This is a genomic window from Flaviramulus aquimarinus (genome assembly GCF_039543205.1).
Classification (GTDB): domain Bacteria; phylum Bacteroidota; class Bacteroidia; order Flavobacteriales; family Flavobacteriaceae; genus Flaviramulus_B; species Flaviramulus_B aquimarinus.
This window is the reverse complement of record NZ_BAABJH010000001.1, coordinates 1,054,485-1,078,665: the sequence shown is the minus strand read 5'-3', so window position 1 is coordinate 1,078,665 and position 24,181 is coordinate 1,054,485. Positions and strand designations below refer to the sequence as shown.

The following is a 24,181-nucleotide window of genomic DNA, read 5'->3' as shown; positions in this document are numbered from 1 at the left end:
TTAAAAGAGGTATTAATTTGATTTTATTCTATTCGTGTGTCCAAATATCAAAAACAAAACATTATTTATTTTATCTTTTGCTGTTTTGCGTAAAATAGAAAAAGCTTTTGTAATATGACCTTCAACAGTTTTGATTGAAATGTTCAAATATTCAGCAATCTCAATATTGGTTAAGCCTTCTTTTTTACTTAGCAAAAAAGTTTCTCTACATTTATTTGGTAAGTTGGTGATGCCCTCTTCTATAATAGATGCTTTACGTTCCAATAGCTCTTTGTTGTCGTCATCTATTGTTTCATTAAGAGCTTCTATATAAGCGCGTTCAAGTGTTGAAACGGCTCTTTTTTTATGATACTGATTAATGAATTTATTATAAGTAATTTTATATAAATAGTTTTTTAGGGATAGATTTTTGTTAAGGTTTTTTCTGTTTTTCCAAACATATAAAAATACCTCTTGAACAATGTCTTGAGCCATGGCAGTATCGTTGGTTAAGCTCAATGCATAATTAAAAAGAAGTCTATAGTTTGAGTTTACCAAATAGGTATAAGCGCTTTCATTACCTTTTTTTAGGTGTTCAACAAGGTCGGTATTATCAATGTATGAAAAAGACATAATGAAAAACTAGAAATTCTTATTATTCAGACTGTAAATATCATAAAATAATAATAGAAAGCTATAAAAAATATTAAAAAAGCAAGGGTGTTGGATTTTTGTTTTGTTATATATAATAAAGATTGCATATAAAAATGGCTAAAAAAATAGAAAAATTAATAATAAAATATTTAACCAATTCGGCAACAGTAACTGATTTAGATGTACTTTCTAAATGGATTGAAGACCCTTCTAATAAGAAAGTCTTTAAAGATTTTGTTCAAACGCAATACGTAATAAACTATAGCATGAATGATCCAGAGGCCAAAGTAGTTGTTGAAAATTTATTGAAAACTATAAGAAAAGAAAAGTCTTTAGTGTTTCAATTGAAAAGGCAACCGATATATAAGTATGTTGTAGCGGCCTCAGTAATTCTGTTTTTAACAATTACATTTTTTTGGAAAAAAACAAATAAGCTTGAACCTAATGAACCTACTATAGTTAATGTAAATATTATTGAACCAGGAACAGATAAAGCTACACTTACACTTGAAGATGGGTCTCAGGTAGTTTTAGAAAAAGGGGCTTTTTTCAAAACGCAAAATGCTAATAGCAACGGTGAAGAAATAATTTACGAAGCTAATACACAAAAAACTAAATCAGCTTATAACTTTTTAACCATACCAAGAGGCGGGCAATTCTATGTTAAACTTTCAGATGGAACACAGGTTTGGTTAAATTCAGATTCGCAGTTAAAATATCCAACATACTTTATTGAAGGTGAGCTACGACAAGTAGAATTGGTGTATGGTGAAGCATATTTTGATGTATCTCCGAGCTCAGAACATAATGGCGCAAAATTTAAAGTCGTTAACAGGTCCCAAGAGGTTGAAGTATTAGGTACAGAGTTTAATATTAAAGCTTATAAAGATGAAGTTAATATTTATACAACCTTAGTGGAAGGTAAAGTCTCAATTGGATATAATAACAAGAAACAATATTTAAACCCTAGTCAACAATCTAATTTAAATATAGAAGAAAATCAGATTTCTGTGGCATCCGTAAATGTTTATAATGAAATCTCATGGAAGGAAGGGGTTTTTAGTTTCCGTAAAAAATCTTTGGAAGATATCATGAAGGTGTTATCTAGATGGTACGATATAGATGTAAGTTTTGAAAATCCAGAACTAAAAAAAGCAGGGTTTAATGGTGTGTTAGGAAAAGATCAAAGTATAGAAGATATTCTTGAAATTATTAAAAGTTTTGGTGTGATAAAAGAATATGAATTGAAAAATAGAAAAGTAGTAGTCAAATAAAAACAATAAAGGGATCGAAGTTAAACATTTAGCGGTGCATCAACTTCGTCCCTCTAGAAGGTAATAACTAAACTAAAGTCTAATTAATACAAAGTAAATTTATGAAAATTAAATTAATTGAGATTTGTTCTCCTACTAGAAAACAAATACTATTAACAATTATGAAAACGTTTATATTCTTGTTATGTACAGTTGTGTTTAGTCTTTCTCCAGAAAACTCTTTTTCACAGGAAAAAGTAATGATAGAGGCTGATAAAGAGGTGTCGGTTGATGAGGTTTTTAATATTATTCAGCAACAAACAAAGTATCGTTTTTTGTACCCGCAAGATTTGTTTTTAAATACGCCAAAAGTTCAATTAAAAAAGGGAGAGATTAAAATTGCAGATTTACTTAGGAAGAGTCTTTATAGTAATAAGCTAAATTTTAAATTATCTGACAATAACACTATAGTAATAGTAGAGAAAAAAGGTATTAAAGGAAATCCAAAAGATAAAGACAACCAAGGGGTTCAAATATCAGGTATTGTAACTGATGAAAATTTAGAGCCATTACCAGGAGCTAACATAATTGAAAAAGGAACGAGTAATGGTACGCAGTCAGATTTTGATGGAAATTTTTCTCTAAAAATAGAGAACCAAAGAACAATTCTAGTTATATCTTATTTAGGGTATCAAACTAAAGAGGTTTCAATAAGCGGTCAAACTACAGTAAATATTCAATTGAAAGAAGATGCAGCTACACTTGATGAAATTGTTGTAATAGGTTATGGAGCTCAGAAAAAAGTGACTGTAACCGGGGCAGTAGCGGTTATTAAAACTGAAGAAATACAAGAATCTAAAACTGCAAATTTAGCAAATAACCTCATTGGAAGAATTCCAGGGCTTGTCATTAATTCTAGAGGAGGTGAGCCAGGAAGAGATAACGTTAGTATACGAATAAGAGGTATTGGTACAACAGGAAATACAGATCCCTTATATGTAATTGATGGAATTCCAAATAGAGGAAGTTTTGAAAGACTTAATCCAGAAGATATTGAAAGTATTTCTGTACTTAAAGATGCCTCAGCAGCTATATATGGTGCACAAGCTGCTAATGGTGTAATACTGGTTACGACAAAACGTGGAAAAAAAGGAAAAACCAGATTTAATTATAATCAAAACTATTCGGTTGCTCAACCCACAAGACGCCCTTTTCTAATGAACGCACAACAATATTTAACATGGATTGATGAGGTTAACACAAGAAATGGAAGGCCTAATGAGTTTCAGGATATCATTAGGCAATACAGAGATGGCTCAATTGACAGTTCAGTTTGGGGAGATACAGATTGGTGGGACGTTGTAACTGATAAATGGGTGCCACAGCTGCAACATTCTTTGAGTGTTAGTGGAGGTGGAGACAAAACACAGTTTCATCTATCTGCTCAGTATCTTGATCAGGATGCCATATACAAAGGTGATGCTTATGGGTACAAGCAATACAATATACGCTCCAATATTGATACGCAGTTATCTGAAAACTTAAAATTAGAATTTGATTTGGCTGGCCGTATAGGAGATAATAATAGTCCAACCTTAGATACAGATGGTTTAATAAGACAAATATTTGTACAGGCACCTTATGAGTTTCCTTATTTCGAAAATGGACTTATTAGAAAAACATCTACAGGTAACCCAATAAGTTTGGTTAACGGTGACAGTGGAAGTAAGGAAACTAAAACTAAAAAATTTGATTCTAGATTTGCCTTACGTTGGGATTTACCCTTTATTACTGAAGGACTATATGCTCATGGCTATGCTGCGATAGATTTTTATACAACAACCAGAAAAGACTTGTCGAAACCCTTTGATCAATATGAATTTGATGAAAGTACAGGAGAATTTATCAATTTAAAGTTTCAAACAGGAAACATTTCTTTGTTTCAACAGTATAGTGAAGAACTCAATAAAACATTTCATTTTAAAATTGGATACGACAGAACTTTTGATAAACATACTATAAGCACATTTGCAGCCTATGAACAATACGAACAAGAAGGTGAGTTTTTTAGTGCACAACGTCAAAATTTAATATCAGAAGAGATTCCGTTTTTATTTAGTGGTTCCGATGACAACCAACAAATTGATGGAAGAGGTTATCAATCAGCTAGGCAAAATTACTTTGGTAGAATTAATTATGGATACGATGAAAAATATCTTATAGATATAACTATGAGATATGATGGTTCAGCAAATTTTCCAAAAGAAAAACGTTTCGGTTTTTTTCCTGCCCTATCTCTTGGTTGGAGAATTTCAAAGGAGAATTTCTTTAAAAGTGACCTGGTAAAAGAATTAAAATTAAGAGGTTCTTGGGGCTTATTGGGAAATGATAGGGTTGATAATTTTCAGTACCTTCAAATATATAACATTGGAAATTCCTATGTGTTTGGTGAGAACCCTTTAAGAACAAACGGATTAACTCCTAATACAACCCCTAATCCAAATATAACATGGGAAACTTCTGAAAAAATTAATTTAGGACTTGATATTAGGTTGAAAAAAGGATTGTTAGAAGGAAGTATAGATGCCTTTTATGAAAAGCGTTCAGACATTTTAGCCCCAAGAAATGCATCTATACCGGTATATTCTGGATTAACATTGCCTGATGAAAATATTGGTAGAGTAACGAATAGAGGAATTGAAGCTCAGTTTACTCATAGAAACCAAATAAACAATGTTAACTACTCTATAGGGGGGCAGTTTACTTTTGCTAAGAGTGAAGTTGATTTTATAGATGAACCACCTAATGTGCCTGTATGGCAGCGTAGGACAGGTAGACCAGTAGATTTTATTTTGCTATATGAAGCCGATGGCATTTATCAAAACCAAGAAGAAGTTGATAATTCTGTTAGTTTTCCTGATGCTCAAATAGGAGATGTTAGAATTGTTGACCAGAATGGAGATGGTGTATTAAATGAACAAGATCAAATAATTTTAGAAAACTCACCTACTCCAAAAATAACTTATGGGATTACTATGGGCTTAGAATGGAATGGATTTGCTTTAAGTACATTATTTCAAGGGCAAGGACAGGCTCAAACAATCTATAGACCTTTCGATATAAATCAACAAGCTGCTTTCTATGAAGATAGATGGCGATCTGAATCAAGAACACCTAATGCGATTTATCCTGCTGCTTTTGATACCGCAAGTAGTAGTTTTAGAGAAGTGTCTACTGTTTGGGTAAGAAATAATGCTTTTTTAAGATTAAAAAATGTTGAATTATCATATTCATTTAATAAAGACATTTTAGGTAAACTTGGCTTACAAAGTTTAAGACTTTTTGTTACCGGACATAATCTTTTAATTATAGACGATAACGTTAAAATAAATGACCCTGAAAGTAATTCCTCAACAGGATGGTTTTATCCTCAGCAAAGGTTATTGACTACTGGACTCAATGTAACATTTTAATATAGACTAAATGAAAAAGATAACACAAATACTAATTGTAACTATAACTGTATTCTCTATTTCTGGTTGCAATGATGATTTTTTAGATTTAAAACCACAAGATGCTGTTTCTGAAGCAGACGTATGGCAAGATTTAAATTTGATAGAGCTTTATGTGAACGATAGATATAATGAATTACCTCACGGTTTTCCTCAATGGGCAGGGGGTTTGCGCATGACAGGTATTACTGATGAAAGTTACCATATGCATGAAGCAAGATTTTTAGACAAGTATACCCAAGGCGGTCTTACATCTGGATCTTTAAATATGTATTATTTTAATGGGTTTTGGTTGGATGCATATAGAGCAATTAGAAATAATAATATTTTTCTAGAGAATATTTCAAACTTTTCAGAAGAAGGAACTGAAGACCGGATAAAACAACTTACAGCCGAAATAAGATTTCTGAGAGCTTACTTTTATACAGAACTTATTGCTAGATATGGAGGTGTTCCATTGGTAAAAAGCACATTTGAGTTAGGCTCTAGTTTTGATATTCAAAGATCTTCATTTGAAGAATGTGTACAATTCATTGTTGAAGAATTGAACATGGCAATTGAGGGTTTGTCAAATAAAGATGAAGCCGTAGAATTGGAATTTGGAAGAATTACCAAAGGAGCTGCTATGGGTTTAAAAATAAGAGCTTTGCTATTTAATGCAAGTCCACTTTTTAATGAAACTAATGATCAAACAAAATGGCAACATGTTTCAGACGCATGCGAAGAATTATTTGATTTAGGTCAGTATAATTTATCTGCAGACTATCAGGGATTGTTTTTAAGTGCTATGAATCCTGAAGTTATATTCTTCAAGCAGTTTATTAATCAGTTTGGGTTTGAGCTTGTCGATGAAGTATCTGATTTCTATTTCCATTATAGAGGTGGGCATAGCATTGATGAATGGCGTTTTCCGAATGGTGATGGTGGTTGGATAAGTGAAAATCCAAGGCAAGAATTTATAGACCAATATGAGATGACTTTTTCGGGAGTGATTCCTGTATTAGGTTATTCAGGTAACTCAAGCAACTTGACCCCAATTATTAATCCAGAAGCTTTTGATTATAATCCAAATCAACCTTATGCCAACAGAGACCCTAGACTAGGATATTCTGTCTTACATGATGGTAACCAATTTAAAGGAAGAGAACTTGAGTTTTGGGATGGTGGTAAAGATAGTAGGAATACAGATGTGGATTTTTGGTGGAATGGTAGCCGTTTAGGATATGGTATCAGAAAGTCATTAGACGAAAGCTGGTCATTAGATTCTGGTACAGGGAGTAATCAACCATGGATATATATGAGATTAGCTGAATTTTATCTAACCTATGCTGAAGCACAATATCATTTAAATAATCTCCCTGTAGCTGTAGAATATGTTAATAAGGTTAGAAGTAGACAGGACGTAAATATGCCACCAATTGATGCCTCAGGAGATTTATTACGAAAAATTAAACATGAAAGAAAAATTGAACTCGCATTCGAGAGTAATAGATGGTACGATGCACGAAGATGGCTGGATGCCGAAGTTGATTTTGCTAAAGATATTGTAGGAGTCGAAATAATTAGAAACCCGTTGGATGCTTCAAAGTCCTATAGATATTTTTATTTCGAAGATGGGATAGGTAATAGAAGTTTTCCTCAAAACCATTATTTATGGCCAATCCCTATAGAAGAGATTCAAAAAAGTAACCTTGAACAAAACCCTGATTATTAGGCAGATGTGAATTGTAGATAGTAGTACTAATAACTTTAGCTCACTTGAACTTGCTATTGCTTTGAATTTAGAAAAACAATCCAATCATTTTCAAAAATGAAAACAAAAAATATAAAAATGAAAACAAAAATTTTAACAATAACCCTTGTATTGACAGTTTTATTGGGGTGTGAAGAAACACATACTTACCCTGATGAAATTGTCTTTGATTCCGATGTGAGTAGTGAACAGGTTAATATAGAAGAATCTGCTGTTTTTACAGATTACTCTACCGGAGTAGTTTCAAGGTTATGGACGTTTCCTGGAGGAATACCATCAACTTCTTCAGAACAAGAAGTTGAAGTTAGTTTTTCTGATCTGGGATTTGTTACTTGTACAATTGAGAATACATTTTCGGATGGTATCACAGAAACTAAAGAGATTCTTGTAGAGGTCATTACTGATGTGGTTGTTATTGGAGACCAAACTTATGTGTACAATGAAACAATATCTTCGGGGCTTTTTTTAGCGGATGGTTCTGAATTGGCTAACCCTAATCCAGATAGCGTTAACAATAGTGAAAATTGTGTTGCCTCAGGTCCATCAAATTGGAGTCAAATACAATATTTCCCTACCTATATTCCTGAAAGTTGCGACAAGATTTTCTTTTCTATATATAATCCTGATAATGTTGGTCCAGGTCAAATACAATTTGAATATACAAGTGATCCTGGAGTTTGGCAATGGGGTGGTAATTTAGAATATAACATCGATGCGGTTACTGGCTGGGTCGAGTATAGTCTGGACATGTCAAGCCATTTAGATAATGAGATAAACAAGATTATTTTCATGCCTGCAGGGAGCAGTTCATCAATAATCTATGCAGATAATATTTATTTTGGTAAGGAATCTGTGATTCCATCACCTGAACCATCATTAGCAGTATATGATGAAGAAATAGCTTCAAGTATCTTTTTTGGAGACGGTTCTGAAGTAGCTAATCCCAATTCAGATTGTATTAATAATAGTGAAAAATGCGCAGCATCGGGTCCCTCGACTTGGAGTCAAATACAATTTTTCCCAATATATACTCCTGTGAATGAAGATAAGATTTTCTTTTCTATAAATAATCCTGATAATGTTGGTCCAGGTCAAATACAATTTGAGTATACAAGTGATCCTGGAGTTTGGCAATGGGGTGGTAATTTAGAATATGATGTCGATGCGCTTACTAGCTGGGTAGAATATAGTCTAGATATGTCAAGCCATCTAGGTAATGAGATAAACAAAATTATTTTTATACCAGCTGGTAATAGTTCATCAATAGTTTATGTTGACAATATTTATTTTGGTCCTCGGTCTGTGTTGCCGTAAAGCCATATTCTTAACTAACGTTTTAAGGTTGAGTATAAATAATTATATAAAAATTAAAAAAATCAATTAATAATGCAGAATTCTCAGGATTTTAAATAATCAATAACTTTTAAAAACAAGCCTTTTAATAAGGTAAAATTATAATAATCATAATGGGTATCCATTAAATGACAAGGGGTTTATTTTTTAAAATAAAACAACAAATATTTTGTAATATACTGTAAATCAGTAAAATAAAATAGGTTTTGTGGTATATATGATAAATAAAAAACAATATACTATACATTCATTTTAGCCCCGATGCTTTATGTGTTAGGCTAAAGAAAATTTTAAAAAGGAGAATAGGTGGTTAATTTAAACTTAAACTTTTGATTGCCTTTCCTAATTACTAATCTTTAAATTAATTAATTATGAAAACAAAAACTACATTTAGAAACGCATTAATTACAGCGGCAATAGCTTTATTGCTTTTATTTAGCTTTAACGCAAAAGCCCAAACCTATGTATATGATGATGTAACAGATTCAGGTATATTTTTTGATGGCAATGGTTCGGAAGTTTCAAATCCAGTTTCTGATGCTATAAATTCAAGTACAACTTGTGCTAATTCTGGTAATGCTGGTTCTTGGCAAAAAATGCAGTTCTTCCCTACTTATACCCCAGTTGCTGGAGATTTACTCTTTATTTCTGTTTATAATCCTAATGGTGCAGGACCAGGTCAGGTACAATTTGAGTATACTAGTAACCCAGGTGCTTGGCAATGGGGTGGCAATCTTGAATATGGATCTGATTCACTTACTGGGTGGGTAGAATATACTATAGATCTTACTTCTCATGCAGGTAATGAAATAAATAAAGTTATTGTAATGCCAGCTGGAGCTAGTGCATCAGCCGCTTATGTCGATAACATTTATTTTGGTACTGTATCTGTGATTCCTGTTCCTGAATCACCAATAGTATATAATGATGCAGTAGCTTCAGGTATATTTTTTGACGGCAATGGTTCGGAAGTTTCAAATCCAGTTTCTGATGCTGTGAATTCAAGTGCAACCTGTGCTAATAATGGTGATGCCGGTTCTTGGCAAAAGTTGCAATTTTTCCCTACTTATACACCAGTTGCTGGAGATAAGCTTTATTTTTCTGTTTACAACCCTAATGGAGCAGGACCAGGTCAGATACAATTTGAGTATACTAGTAATCCAGGTGCTTGGCAATGGGGAGACAATGTTACTTACGAATCTGGTTCACTTACAGGCTGGGTAGAGTATAGTATAGATCTAACGTCTCATGTGGGTAATCAAATAAATAAAGTCATCTTAATGCCAGCTGGAGGTAGTTCATCGGTAGCTTATGTTGATAATATTTATTTTAGTGAATCTTCAACATTGAGCACAAATTCTGTTGAAATATTTTCTGAGACCGTATTTTTCGATAAAACAGGTCGAGTTAATTTTACAAAGGATCAAATCAATACTTCTTTGAGGGTTTTTGATTTAATGGGCAGGTTAATTTTAAATGAAAGGATTAATGGCAAAATATCTGAAAAATCAATTAGTAAAAGTGGCGTGTACATTTTACAAATAGAAAATGAAAACACAGCAAGTATTAAAAAATTGTTCTTTCAGTAATCCTTAGTTTTAGTTTAAGAAAAGCTCATTAAGAATAATGAGCTTTTCTTTTGATTCTCAACATTCCTTAACTAGACAAATACGCTAACGTCAAATTAACCTCTATAAAAATAGCTTTAAGCCATAACAATGAAACTATATAATGTTAATATGAAATTAATTACCGTAACACTTTCTTCGGTAATATGCTTTATTGTATGTTGTAAGAATCAGGAGTTTTTAAAAGAAACAGGTACATTGTTTAATCATGATTTTTTAGAAAATAAAGCATACCTAAACATAAATATTAAGCAGTTAAATAGATTGTCAGATGATCAGTTTTTAGAACGTATACAGTATGATTACACTAAAAATTGCTTATTAAATAAGGACTCAATTGCTGTTGTTGAAAATGATGGATACCGCATTAATCTTTATTGTGTTGCCATTAAAAATAAGTGGGTTTCAAGAGAAAAAGGCGCAGAAGACGTATTACAATATTTAAAAGAATACCAAAATGCTAAAACAGTACGTGGTATTTTTCCGCGCTCTTTTGGGAGAATATCAGGAGAAAAAATAAAAGGGAGAATATATGGCAATTTTGGTCAACCCTATGACGTAGTTGGCACAGCATTCTTTGCGACATCCATACAGTTTATTGTTAGACAGTTTTTTGACAAAAAAAATCCTACTGAAAATAAAATAAGAAAGTTATGTGATGATATTTGTAATCGTATAGATTGGAATTTTGCATACAAAGAAGACCGTAAATGTTTTACATGGTTTAAAAATGGAGAAGATGGTGAATTGTTTGATGGAAAAGAGCTTATTGGTGAAATGGATGAAACCTTTTTTATCCAATTATTGGTGCTTAGTTCTAAGCATTGGAAGCATAACAAGGACGCTTACAATAATTATGTTTCAAAGCTATTTATTGATCAACAATATGGATATCGATATTTTTCCACTAAAGAATATAACTATAAAACGTCAAAACAGTTTACAGGTATTCAAGTAAATAATCCGGAGGTTTTAAAATTAAAAGATTATCCCACAGCAAAATTAGGCTATTTGGTACAATCACATATATGGTTTGATTTAAAAGGCTATAGAGACTCTATCTGTAATGCCAATAATATGGACTACTTTGAAGGGACTCAAAATGTTATTAAAGCACAAATTAAATACGCACAACTCAATCCGGGAAACAATTATTTATATGGAGATGTTTGGGGTTTTTATGACACCTATTCTCCAATTTCAGAAAAATGGATGGTCACAGGGTTACCAGCAGAAAACGATGTAGACGAAGGAACCATTTCCATAGCTTCAGTAATTAGTGCCATTCCTTTTGCGCCAAAAGAATCCATAACGTGTTTGCGTACCCTTTATAATGAGTTTAAAAACGAAGGTATTTATAATGAATATGGTTTTGTAATGAGTGTTAATACAAATAATCGAAAAATAGCCAATAAACCAGATGCTTTTTTTCAACCTATTAATGTCTTGTCTATAGAAAATTACCGTTCAGGGATGTTATGGGAGTTGTCAAAAAAAGCGCCAGAATATAAAGTGTCTTTTGAAAAAGCAGGATTAGAATACTATAATAAATTACACTAATTTAAAATAATTAAAATGAAGCAAGTATCAATCTTATTATTTTCGGTTTTGATTTTAACCTTAAGTAAAGTTAACGCTCAAAACAATATACCACATCTTAATAAAAATGGAACTGCAACCCAATTAATGGTTGATAATAAACCATTTTTAATGATAGCAGGCGAAGTGCATAACTCATCAGCGTCTACTATAGAATATATGGAGCCGTTATTTCCAAAGTTAAAAGCTATGAATCTTAATTCTGTATTTGTAACCCTAGCTTGGGAACAATTTGAACCAGAAGAAGGTGTTTATGATTATAGCTTGGTAGATGCGATTATAGATAATGCGAAAAAGAATGATTTAAAAGTATGTCTATTATGGTTTGCCAGTTGGAAAAATGGAGAATCAAGTTATGCCCCACTTTGGGTAAAAAAAGATACCAAACGTTTTTTTAGAGTAAAAACTAAAGCAGGCAAAGAAATAGAAACCTTATCGCCGTTTTGTGAGGCAACAAAACAAGCAGATGCTAAAGCATTTGGACAATTAATGGCGCATATAAAATCATATGACAAAGACCAAACCGTTATTTTAATGCAGCCTCAAAATGAAGTAGGGATGTTTCAACAAATTGACTATAATCCTATATCCTTAGAATTATATGAACAAGCTGTTCCTAATCAATTGATGGCATATTTAAAGAAAAACAAAAGCCATTTAAAGCCTTACCTAAGAGATGCTTGGGTAGCATCAAATTTTAAAACCAAAGGGACTTGGAAAGAGGTGTTTGGAGATACACCAGAGTCCAGAGCCTTTTTTACAACTTGGCAATACGCAACGTATATAAACTTTGTAGCAAAGTCAGGTAGAGAAAAATACAATTTACCTATGATGGTCAATGCTTGGATAGTACAAAAGCCAGAAGATTTACCAGGCGTATACCCAAACGGAGGACCCGTTTCTAGAGTGATGGACATTTGGAAAGCTGCAGCACCAGATATTGATATTCAATCACCAGATATCTATTTGACAAACTTCAAAAAAATAGTGGCCATGTACCACAGAGATGATAATCCGCTTTTAGTACCAGAATCGAGTGCTAAAGTAGGTCGGGCCTATTATGCTTTTGGTCAGCATGATGCTATATGTTTTTCGCCCTTTGGAATTGAAGATGCAGCAGATAATTTTGTGTTTACCAAATCATATGAAGTGTTACATGAAGTTGAGCATTTAATAAAGAAATACCAAGGTACAGGTAAAATGAAAGCCGTTTTACAAGAAGGTAATGAAGAATACAACGATGTTTATTTAGGTAACTACAAATTAAAAGTTGTGTATGAGAAACCCAATCAACCTTCTTTTGGCATCATTATACAAGAATCTAAACATGAGTTTATTGTAATAGGAATGAACCTTACTGTTTTCTTTTCTTCAGAAAAGAAGGACACGGTTGGTTACATCGGTCAAGTCTATGAAGGACGCTATGAAAACAAAAAATGGGTAGCAACACGTTTGATGAATGGTGATGAAACGTATCATCATTCAAGATTAAGAGTATTCGGAAGGACTTTTGAAACAACTGAAGACATTATTAAAGAAACCAAAAAAGAAGGCGAGCCTGATGCGTATTCACCAGCAACAAAACAAAAAATAATAACACCCGGTGTTTATAGGGTGATTACTTATGAGAGATAAAAACACTAGAAGAAAATGAAGCTTTTCTAGCTGATATTATTGAGTCAAACCTGATTTATAAAAAAAATAAAATTATGAAAAATTTACATTTAATTGTTAGTCTTTTTGCTTGTTGTATATTTAATCTGAATGCACAAGTTATACTATTTGACGATGCAGCACAGTCAGGAACTTTTGATGTTGGACAAAATTCATGGAGCTCTCTTGTTACGAATCCGTTGAGTAATGAAACAAATTCTTCAGCAACCGTAATTTCTAATAATTCTAGTGCTTCTTGGCAAGGGATAACTGGTAATTGTTCTGTTGAAATAACTGATAATACTAGAATTTTTCACATTCAATTTTTGAATCCTGCTCAGTCAGGAATTTATCAAATTCAATTTTCATTTGATGGGAGTCCTGATAAATTTTTCTTTACAGGAAACTATGATGCTTCGGAATGGGCAAGCCATGTTATTGATTTATCTGAACATATAGGAAAAACGTTGAGTTGGTTTATAATATACCCAAGTACTGGTCAGATTACGCAATCATATATTGATAATTTGTATGTAGATGGAAGCTTATCTGAACCTATTTCAGAAGACGCGATTACACAAAACCACTCTTTTGATAACTTAGAAATAGGAATTCCACTTTTAACCAATGACCAAGCCAGGTTAGGGTTTACAGAAATGATGTCTAGATATGAGTTAGAAACAAACTCATATGATGCTAATTTGTCAATGGATAGAACGGAATGGGAACAAGCACTTCGGATAGATTTTAATAATTTTGAAACGGCCAGTGGATTAGAAGTATTTACAGATGAAGCTGCAACAGGTGTTAGTTTAGATTTTGCAAGTAATTCTTGGGCAAGTATCGTGTCAAACCCGCTTAATGATGTTTTAAATACATCTTCTCATGCCATTGAAAATAACCCAACTAGTTCATGGAAGGGACTTAGTGGAACAATGAGTGCTTTAGTTACGGATTCAAGTATTCTTAATATTAAATTTTACAACCCTAATGGTGCTGGAAATTATCAAGTACAACTCTATTTTGAGGGTTCTACAAGTGGTAATGTGTCTTTTAATGGGGCATATAGTGGAGGGCAATGGGAAGACGCTCAGATTGATTTGTCAGCACATGCGGGGAAAATAATTACTTGGTTTTGGATAGCGCCTACATCTGGAGTGGCAGAGACCTGTTATTTTGACGAAATTTCTATTTCATCATCAAATGAAGGTACATCAAATAAAGAAGTTTCTCTTGTGGTTTCTACATTTTCAGGATTAGATTCAGCAACCCGATTAGAATTGCCTACAGAGCTAAGTGATTTAAACGGGATTCGTTTTAAAGCAAAATCAGTTGGAGGGCCTATATCATTAGATGTTGAGGTTAGAGATGATACCGACATAGTAATACATACTCAAACCATTGCTGTTGGTACGGAATGGTCAAGTTACATACTTCCATTTGCAGCAGTAAATATGCGCCAGATTAAATATACTGTAAATTTAGACAATCAATTGTTAGATGAAAATAATGTTTTTACCTCAGATCTTTTGTTAGATGATATTTATTTGTTAGATGATACCGTAACACCATTTTCAATCCCTACAGCAGATGAGGATGTATTGCAATGGTTGAAAGAATCAGCACTTCGATATTTTATATGGCATTATATCCAGTTAGATGAAGACAGAGGCATCGTACAAGAAATTTCAAGTAGGGAAGACCACGTTCAGCTTTCTGGATTAGGCATGGCAATGGCTGCATTTGTATTAGCTGAAAAAGAAGGCATGTTATCTCCTGCTGAAGCAAAAACAAAAATAAGTTCTATACTCAATTGGTTGAATGCACTTAATGTAAATAATGGGGTGAGTGGTGTTTTAGGGTTTCCTCAACATTGGATGGATAATAATGGCTTTCCAATATGGCAAAACATAAGTATAATTGACTGGGCCATGTGTGCCGCAGGAATAAGAGTTGTAAAACAAAAATATAGTGATGATGCTTCACTTGTTGCTATTGCTGATGGGCTTTTAGATAAACCGCAATGGGATCAAATACTAACAGGAAGTGGTAGAATACCAAAAGCATTGGATACATCAGGAAACCCTATAGATGGAGAATGGGGAGATGCATTTTCTGAGGAAACAGAATTGATATATGCTGAAGCGATTGCAAGCGGTAAATTAGAGGCTTCTATTTTAGATAAGATTATTAGGATAGAAAAAAACGGTTTTTACCCGAGTTGGTTTGGTTCTGGATTTACTTATAATTGGTTACAGCTTTGGACGGGGACTATAGATCCTTTTATTGCCAATAGTACAAAAGCATATGAATTTGATGCAAAAACATCTTTAGATGTTATAGGACTTCCCTTAATTGGGCTAACAGCATGTGGAACACTATCAAATGTGGATGTAAATGGTTTTGCGTCGTATAACACCTATATCTCTCACCAGGGGTCTGAGGCTCATGGTACAGCAAATGCAGGTGAAGTAATTCATATTTCACCAGCGCCTTACGGCGCTGTTTTAGCATATCCTTTTTTACCAGATGCTTCCTTGACTGCATTAAGAGAGTATGCAAAAACAGGTTACTTTCATCCATTACTAGGTTTTCCAGATAATGTGAGAATGAAGGTATTGCCTGATGGTTTAAATGAAAAATGGGCACCCAATTGGGAACGATTTGATATAAATACAGCAGCTATTGCAATGGCGATAGAGCAGGTTCAAGATAATACAATATCAAATTTAATACTTTCAGATTTAGATTTTAAAGCTGCAATTGATGTCTTAACACTTGAAAATCAGTTGAATACTTTGTCGATTGATGATGAAGAAATTGAGGGTAGTAGTTTAGTAAAAGTGTCTGTTTACCCCAATCCATCAGAGGGAATATTCACAATTGAATTTCCACCTTCCTTTCTTGATAAAGAGGTTAATCTTAAAATTATGAATTTTTCAGGAAATGTTGTGTCTTCTGAAAAAAGAATAGTTAAAAATACTCAAATGAAAATTGATTTGGCAAAGTATGCTTCAGGAGTCTATATTTTGAAATTAATGTCTGTTCATAAAGTTCAAACAGTTCTTCTGGTTAAAAAATAGATTTTACTTTAATAAACACTTTATTGCATTCAAATTTGTATTTTACTATAGTGTTTCAATTAAATTTTTAAAAGATTAAATATTTGGTTTGAAGTTAGGTTAATGTGGTTCGCAAAAAACTTCCAGAAATGGAAGTTTTTTTTATTAAGATATTTTAAACAATTTGGAAGACATTGTGAAGTTTATCAATTCTCCTATAGTTTTAAAATCTAGTTTCTTTTTTATATTTTTTTTGTGTTGCTCTACCGTATTAGTGGAAATATTAAGCACATTAGCGGTTTCTTTACTAGTTTTTCCTGTAGATAAAGTAATAAGGATTTCTTTTTCTCTAGCTGTTAAGAGGCTTAATTTAATAGTGTTTTCTGAGTTTTCTTCAATTGAAGAATCATACTTATTAAAATTTAGTAGTGCTAAATTAATTGTAGTAAGAAGTTGATAGTTATTATAAGGTTTTAATATATATGCAAAAGGCATGGTCTTCTCAGCTCGATTTATGATGTCTAAATCGGAATAAGCTGTTAAGTAAACTACAGGCACGCTTTTTATTTCACTAAATTCGGAAATAATCTCTATGCCATCTTTTTCACTGTTTAAATTAATATCACTAATAATTAAATCGTAATCGTTTTCAGAAAAAAGCTTTGTTGCTGAAATATCGTTTTTTGCAATATCAATTAATCCATAGTTATTTTTTTTTAATAAAGTTTTAATGTCTTTTGCTATAATGAATTCATCTTCAATTAGTAGTATTTTTAGCATGTATTGAGAGCGTGTTAAGAGTGGTTTATCAATTTACTTTTTTATAGTGGAATATCTATTACATTTCTTGTGCCATTTGTCGAGTTAATACGTATTGTGCCGTTTAATTGTTCAACCATTTCTGAAACTAACTCAATTCCTAACGATTTATCATGTTTAACTTTTGTTTTTGAATATCCTTTTCCGTTGTCTGAAATAACGATACGGAGTTTCTTTTTATGTATGCTACTGGTTATATTCAGTTCATTTTCAGGTTTAAAATCATCAAATGCATATTTGGTTGTATTGGTTATGAGTTCATTTAAAATAAGACCTATCATGGTAATATTTAAATTCTTAATAGCCGTTTTTGTTAAATCGTAATTAATCTTAAACTTTAAATGCTCATCATCAGATAATGCTTTTATGACATTATCACATAGGCTTTTTATAAATATATCTAATTCAACGCTATCTTTCTTTATTGAGATTTTGTCTTCTAAATGCGAAATTGTTAAGATTCTGTTTTTTGCCATTTTAATAGCATCAATAGCAGATTCATTTTTTAAACTGTTGGCTTGAATGTTTAATAGGCTAGAAATAATTTGAAGATTATTTTTTACACGATGGGTTAATTCTCGCATTAAGAATTGTATGTTGTTACTTTGCTTCTCTGCTTGATTAAAAGCATCTTTAAGCGCCTTGTTTTTATCTCGTATTTCAATGGTTCTTTCCTTTATAATTTTCTCTAGCTTGAGTTTGTCGGTTTTTAGTTTTTTAGTTTTGTATATGTTATAAAGAAAAGGGATTATAATAATTAAAAAAACCGCAAAAAACCTAAATGCATTAGTTTGATACCATGGCGGGATAATAATGATGCTCAAAGTATCTGGAATATTATTCCAAACGCCAACATCGTTACTTGCTTTCACTTTAAAAATATAATTGCCAGGATCTAAATTGGTGTATGTTGTTCTTCGGTTTTTTGTTGCAGGTCTCCAATCTGTATCAAAACCTTCCATTTTATATGAGTAATCACACTTTTCAGGATTTAGATAATTTAGCGATGCAAAATTAAATGTTATGACATTTTCATTACTATTAAAAGTAAGTGTGTCTTTAAATAATTCATTTTTTAATATAGGTTTATTAAAAAGCTCAACAGATTCTATATAGGTATTAGGAACATGAGGATTTTCAACGATATCCTCTGGTTTAAAAATATTTATGCCGCTAATACCACCAAAATAGAAGTTGCCATCTAGGTCTTTATAAGCTGCTTTACCATTAAACTCAATATTTTGCAAACCATCATTGGTTGTGTAGTTTTTAAAGCTATTGGTTTTAGTATTAAGCATGGAAAGACCATAGTTGCTACTTACCCAAACATTATTATTATTATTATTATTATTATTGGATATTAGCATTCCATAAATAAAATCATTAGGTAAGCCTTCTTGTTTACGGTATATGGTCGTTTGGTTGTTTTCTAGATTTAACTTTGTTAGTCCAACATTTGTTCCAAACCATATATCACCATTTAAGTCTTCTATTATACTAAATATTCTATTCCCGCTTAGTTTTTTGTTATCAATATCTTCAGCATGGTATCTTGTTAAGCTATGGTCTTTAGATACTTTGTAAGCCCCTTCATCTGTGCCTAGCCAAATATGTCCTTTAGAATCTTTTAATGATATCCTTGCACGATTAATGATTTGCTTGTTAAAAGTTAGTGGTTTAAATGTTTCTTTTTTTATGTTGAACGTATACATGCCACCAGACCAAGTGGATATCCAAAGTGTGTTGGAATCGATAGGGATTATTTCAATAACATCTTCGTCTGGAAGATTGTTTTTAGAATTGGATATTTTATTAAAGACATCTCGTTTTTCGTCATACTTTAGTAAGCCAGATGTAAAGCCACCTGTCCAGATCGTGTTGTTTTGATCTTTAGCTATAGTGTATATTAATGCTGGCTCTGCTTTGTGATATAATTTAAAAGCATTGGTATTGTGATTATATTTTAGAATACCATATTTGCTGCCAATCCATAATGTAGAATCCTTTCCTTTTAGAAACCGAAAAGAACTAATATTGGATATTGATGGATATTCTTTTAGTTTTATTTTTAGCGTGTTAAACTTTTTTTGAAAGCTATTATGGTAAAACAACCCACTACCATCAGTGCCAAACCATAAATTTCCTTTTTTGTCCCCAATAATTTCATTGATGTCAATAATTTGATTTAGCTTATTTGTTTTTAAGACCAAAGAGGTTATGCTAAATTCTGCTTTATCATATAGGTATAAACCAGTATTGGTGCCAATATAAAAGGTGCTGTTATTTATTTTAAAAAAACAATTTATAGGAGTAGTTAGTGTGGTTTTTGTAATTGATTTCTTTTTAGAATCATATAAAAATAAGCCATTGTTTGTACCTATGTATAAATGTTCGTTATCATAAAAAAAACATTTTATATTTTCATTATTTAAGATAGTTGTGCTACTTATTTTAAATGAATTTATATTCAATTCTAATATTCCAGAAGCAGTCGTAGCAAGCCAATATGTGTTGTCCTCTTTTTGATAAACATCGGTAACATAGCTTTCTTTTTTTGATATAGGCAGTTCAATAAGTTTTGTTTTTTTAGTATGCCTATCATAAATGATGATATTATTTTTTACGGAAAAAAGTAAATGTTGTTTGCCAAGTTTTAAAACTTTATAACTTGTATTAACGTCTTTAGAATTTAAACTAAGATTTGAAAATGTGTTTTTTGATGGAATAAAGTTAGTAATACCATTGGTATTAGTAGCGGCCCAAAGGGTGTCCTTTGTAAAAAGCAAACTTCTTATATGGTCATCTTTTATAGAGGTAGTATCATTAGGATTATGTAAATAGGCTTTGAATTCATAACCATTGAATTTATGTAGACCATCTTCAGTACCAACCCATAAATAACCCAAATCATCAAGTGCCATGCCTTTTATGTTAAGTTGTAAAAGGCCTTGTTTTTGTCCAAAATAGTTGCTGTTAAGCGTGTCTACTGGTTTTATTGTTTGGGCATTTAAACCATTTGTAATAAGAAAAAAAAACAAAAAATAGAAATATCTCATTAAATGGTTTACTAGTTAGGTTAGTTATATACAGGTTTTATGTCATGTAAGTTACCAAAATAATACTTAAATAGAATATGTTTTTTTTAATCCTAATTTAAGGTTTGTAATTTGAAATAAAAGAGACTTTGATTTAACAAGAAATAAAATCAATACACCTCAAATTCTTTTAAAGTGCTCAATATTATGATAAAGTGTTTAAATATACCCAAAAATGGGTATTGTATAACTTATGTCTAATAATTAGATTTACAGTGCTATTAATCTAGTTCTTAGGGAGAATTATATTGAATCTAGTGCCTGCTTAATTATAAGAAAACTTATAAAAAGGTAGGCGCTTTTTTTTTAAATAACCCTAGCTAAATTATTTTGAATAGATCAAAAGCAACTGTTTTTATAAACATTTTCACAATCCTATTAATTAATACGATACTAATTATGAAAAAAGATTACTTTATTATTTTTATTATACTGTGTTGTGCTTTTCCTTTAAATGCTCAGTTAGAAGGCACATGGCGGATAGCTCCAGAGGAAGAATCCTTGAAAGTAGGACCAGAACCAGGGTCTAGCCTATGGTGGTTGAATAGCAATCAAACACTTATTGAGAGAGCTTGTTTTTTTGATGATACCTATGTTTTTAATGCTGATGGTTCATTTAATAATGATTTAGGCTCAGAAACTTGGTTAGACGATTGGCAAGTTACTAGTGAACAATGTGGAGTGCCTTTGGCACCACATGATGGGAATACATCTGCAACTTTTAGCTATGATGATGTAGCTGGCACAATTACAATTAATGGTATAGGAGCTTATTTAGGACTTCCTTTAGCTAATAATCAGGGACAGTTGCCCGACGTTACTGTGCCTTCCTCAATAACCTATGATGTAGTTTTATCAGATAACAACAATGTTATGAAACTTACTATTGAAGCTGGTTCTGGCATATTTTGGACCTTCAAATTAATTAGTAATCAGGTCGTACATATTCCCGATAGTTTCTTTGAGGATTATTTAGAAACCCATAATGCCAATGGAGAGGTTGTAGCATTAGGAGATGCAACAAGTATGGGCGATGGATTTATAAACAATTTAACTTTAATAAGTAAAGTAGAGAATGTTACTGATCTAAATGTTAATGATAGTTTCATTACCAATCTGCAAGGTATAGAGGCATTTACCAATTTAGAAGTTTTATTTTGTCAAAGAAACCAATTAAAGACTTTAGACCTTTCTCAAAATTTGGCACTAGTGGAATTGGAGTGCGAAACTAATCAATTTTCAACTTTAGATGTAAGTAACAATACAGCATTAAAAGTTTTAGGCTGTGCCAATAATAATTTAACAAGTTTGGATGTAAGTAACAATTTGATGTTAGAGGCCATTTGGTTTACAGAAAATAATATTAAAAGTTTAAACTTGGATGCAAATACCGCACTTCAAGTTTATGGACTGTCAAGTAATCCATTAATTAATATGTCCATTAAGAATGGAAACAATGCAAATGTGACATATATAGAGGCTCAGAATTTGCCTAGTTTAACCTGTATTCAAGTTGATGATGCAAGTGCTGCTTCTTATTTAAGTACAATTTCAGGTTTTGTTGATGAAAGTATTACGTTTAGTGAAGATTGCGGTACCGTTTTAATACCTGATAGTAATTTTGAAAATTATTTAGAAACTCATAACGCTAATGGAGATGTAGTAACTATAGGAGATGCTTCAAGTATGGGTGATGGAGTTCTAAACAATTTAACTTTAATAAGCAAAGTAGAGGGTGTTACCAATCTAAATGTTAATGACAGTAATATTAGTAGCCTGCAAGGTATAGAGGCATTTGCCAATTTAGAAATTTTATTTTGCCAAAGAAACCAATTAGAAAGCCTAGATGTTTCCCAAAACTTGGCTTTGGAAGAATTAGAGTGCGAATCTAATCTATTTACAAGTTTAGATTTAAGTAGTAATACAGCATTAAAAGTTTTAGGTTGTGCTCTAAATAATCTATCGAGTTTAGATGTGAGTAACAATTTGTTGTTAGAATCTATCTGGTTTTCAGATAATAATATTCAAAGTTTAAATTTAGATGTAAATACAGCACTGAATGTCTATGGTTTATCAAATAACCCATTAGTTTATATGTCCATTAAGAATGGGAATAATGCAAATGTGGCATATATGGAGGCTTTAAATTTACCCACTTTAAGCTGTATTGAAGTAGATGATGCAAATGCTGCCTCTTACTTAAGTACAACTTTCAGTTTTATTGATGAAAGTATTGTGTTTAGCGAAGATTGTGGTGCAGTTTATATACCTGATAACAATTTTGAAAATTATTTAGAAACTCATAACGCTAATGGAGATGTAGTAACTATAGGAGATGCTTCAAGTATGGGTGATGGAGTTCTAAACAATTTAACTTTAATAAGCAAAGTAGAGGGTGTTACCAATCTAAATGTTAATGACAGTAATATTAGTAGCCTGCAAGGTATAGAGGCATTTGCCAATTTAGAAATTTTATTTTGCCAAAGAAACCAATTAGAAAGCCTAGATGTTTCCCAAAACTTGGCTTTGGAAGAATTAGAGTGCGAATCTAATCTATTTACAAGTTTAGATTTAAGTAGTAATACAGCATTAAAAGTTTTAGGTTGTGCTCTAAATAATCTATCGAGTTTAGATGTGAGTAACAATTTGTTGTTAGAAGCTATCTGGTTTTCAGATAATAATATTCAAAGTTTAAATTTAGATGTAAATACAGCACTGAATGTCTATGGTTTATCAAATAACCCATTAGTTTATATGTCCATTAAGAATGGGAATAATGCAAATGTGGTATATATGGAGGCTTTAAATTTACCCACTTTAAGCTGTATTGAAGTAGATGATGCAAATGCAGCCTCTTACTTAAGTACAACTTTCAGTTTTATTGATGAAAGTATTTCGTTTAGTGAAAATTGTGGAGATACTTGGACTGTTTACACGTCTGATACAAATGTAGCTGCTGCTTTGTCCAGTTATGGTAATGCAATAGATACTAATGGCGATGGTGAAATTACTCTGAATGAGGCTACTGCTTATACAGGTATTTTAGATTTAAGTGGTCAAGGTATTATAAATATTCAAGGACTTCAGGCTTTTACTGGTGCTACAGAAATTAATCTTTCTGGAAATAATATTTCAGATTTAAGTGTGTTGTTTGAAAGCAATACTGTTATTGTAACAAACAAACAAGCAAAATTCAAAACAGTAGCTAGAACTAGTTTTTCATCGCTATCGGTTTTAGATGTAAGCAATAACGTTCTTGAAAATTTAGATATCAGCGAAATTACAACCTTGGAAGAATTAAATTGTTCAAATAATTTATTAACGAACCTTAATGCTAAGAATGGTAATAATGATATCCTAACAATTTTTGATGCAACAAATAATAGTTCATTAACTTGTATAAATGTTGACAATGCAACAAATGCTAATTCAGAAACGGGTTCGTATGCTACTTGGAATGAAGATACATTTGTAACATATTCTGAGGATTGTACAATGTTTGGTGGTTTAAGTATTGATGAAGAAAATTCAATCTATTCAATTGTAATATTTCCAAATCCTGTTAAAAACATTATTAATTTAAAAACGAATATTGGTATAAATAAAGTTGAAATATATAATATTTTAGGGCAAAGAAAAGGCGTGTTTAAAAAGGAAGCGTTGACAAATAATCAAATAGATGTGTCAACTTACCCTTCAGGGTTCTATATTATGAACGCTGAAATTGATGGAAAGATAATACCTACCAAATTTTTAAAAGAATAATCCACTATAACAGATAATAGTACTCATAACAACAAGGTTTTATTAACTATATAACA

At 31.8% G+C, this 24,181-nt stretch carries 12 protein-coding genes; 9 read left to right on the top strand and 3 right to left on the bottom strand.

The features are described from left to right. Window positions 1–12 precede the first annotated feature (12 nt). Entirely contained in the window at window positions 13–612 is a 600-nt protein-coding gene (locus ABD941_RS04990) for an RNA polymerase sigma factor (protein ID WP_345272930.1), read from the bottom strand. A gap of 134 nt (window positions 613–746) precedes the next feature. On the opposite strand from ABD941_RS04990, the gene ABD941_RS04985 reads away from it, so the two are divergent. The 8 genes from ABD941_RS04985 (at window position 747) to ABD941_RS04950 (ending at window position 16,467) form a co-directional block, all read left to right on the top strand. Next, window positions 747–1,907 carry a FecR family protein gene (locus ABD941_RS04985; RefSeq protein WP_345272929.1) on the top strand — a complete coding sequence of 387 codons (1,161 nt, stop codon included), beginning with the start codon at window positions 747–749 and terminating at the stop codon, window positions 1,905–1,907. Between the two features lie 101 nt (window positions 1,908–2,008). Then, window positions 2,009–5,359, top strand: a complete 3,351-nt coding sequence (locus tag ABD941_RS04980) for a SusC/RagA family TonB-linked outer membrane protein (protein ID WP_345272928.1) — start codon at window positions 2,009–2,011, stop codon at window positions 5,357–5,359. A 10-nt stretch (window positions 5,360–5,369) separates the two neighbouring features. Then, complete coding sequence (locus ABD941_RS04975) at window positions 5,370–7,112, top strand: RagB/SusD family nutrient uptake outer membrane protein (protein ID WP_345272927.1); 1,743 nt, start codon at window positions 5,370–5,372, stop codon at window positions 7,110–7,112. 117 nt (window positions 7,113–7,229) lie between these two features. Continuing rightward, complete coding sequence (locus ABD941_RS04970; RefSeq protein WP_345272926.1) at window positions 7,230–8,465, top strand: hypothetical protein; 1,236 nt, start codon at window positions 7,230–7,232, stop codon at window positions 8,463–8,465. Window positions 8,466–8,875: 410 nt separating this feature from the next. Beyond that, the gene (locus ABD941_RS04965; RefSeq protein WP_345272925.1) at window positions 8,876–10,093 is read left to right on the top strand and encodes a T9SS type A sorting domain-containing protein; all 1,218 of its coding nucleotides are present in this window, start codon (window positions 8,876–8,878) and stop codon (window positions 10,091–10,093) included. A gap of 129 nt (window positions 10,094–10,222) precedes the next feature. After that, a complete protein-coding gene (locus ABD941_RS04960) occupies window positions 10,223–11,692 on the top strand; it encodes a glucoamylase family protein (protein WP_345272924.1) in 1,470 nt (489 codons plus the stop codon). 15 nt (window positions 11,693–11,707) lie between these two features. Next, the gene (locus ABD941_RS04955; RefSeq protein ID WP_345272923.1) at window positions 11,708–13,366 is read left to right on the top strand and encodes a GH35 family beta-galactosidase; all 1,659 of its coding nucleotides are present in this window, start codon (window positions 11,708–11,710) and stop codon (window positions 13,364–13,366) included. A 74-nt stretch (window positions 13,367–13,440) separates the two neighbouring features. Continuing rightward, window positions 13,441–16,467, top strand: coding sequence for a T9SS type A sorting domain-containing protein (locus ABD941_RS04950; protein WP_345272922.1), 3,027 nt, complete (start codon window positions 13,441–13,443; stop codon window positions 16,465–16,467). A 144-nt stretch (window positions 16,468–16,611) separates the two neighbouring features. Here the strand turns inward: ABD941_RS04950 and ABD941_RS04945 are convergent, their stop codons facing one another. Both ABD941_RS04945 and ABD941_RS04940 read right to left on the bottom strand, forming a co-directional pair. Continuing rightward, the gene (locus ABD941_RS04945) at window positions 16,612–17,226 is read right to left on the bottom strand and encodes a response regulator (protein ID WP_345272921.1); all 615 of its coding nucleotides are present in this window, start codon (window positions 17,224–17,226) and stop codon (window positions 16,612–16,614) included. A gap of 41 nt (window positions 17,227–17,267) precedes the next feature. After that, complete coding sequence (locus ABD941_RS04940; RefSeq protein WP_345272920.1) at window positions 17,268–20,321, bottom strand: ligand-binding sensor domain-containing protein; 3,054 nt, start codon at window positions 20,319–20,321, stop codon at window positions 17,268–17,270. Window positions 20,322–20,759: 438 nt separating this feature from the next. Here ABD941_RS04940 and ABD941_RS04935 point away from each other — a divergent pair, with 438 nt between their 5' ends. Then, a complete protein-coding gene (locus ABD941_RS04935; RefSeq protein ID WP_345272919.1) occupies window positions 20,760–24,125 on the top strand; it encodes a T9SS type A sorting domain-containing protein in 3,366 nt (1,121 codons plus the stop codon). Window positions 24,126–24,181 lie beyond the last annotated feature (56 nt).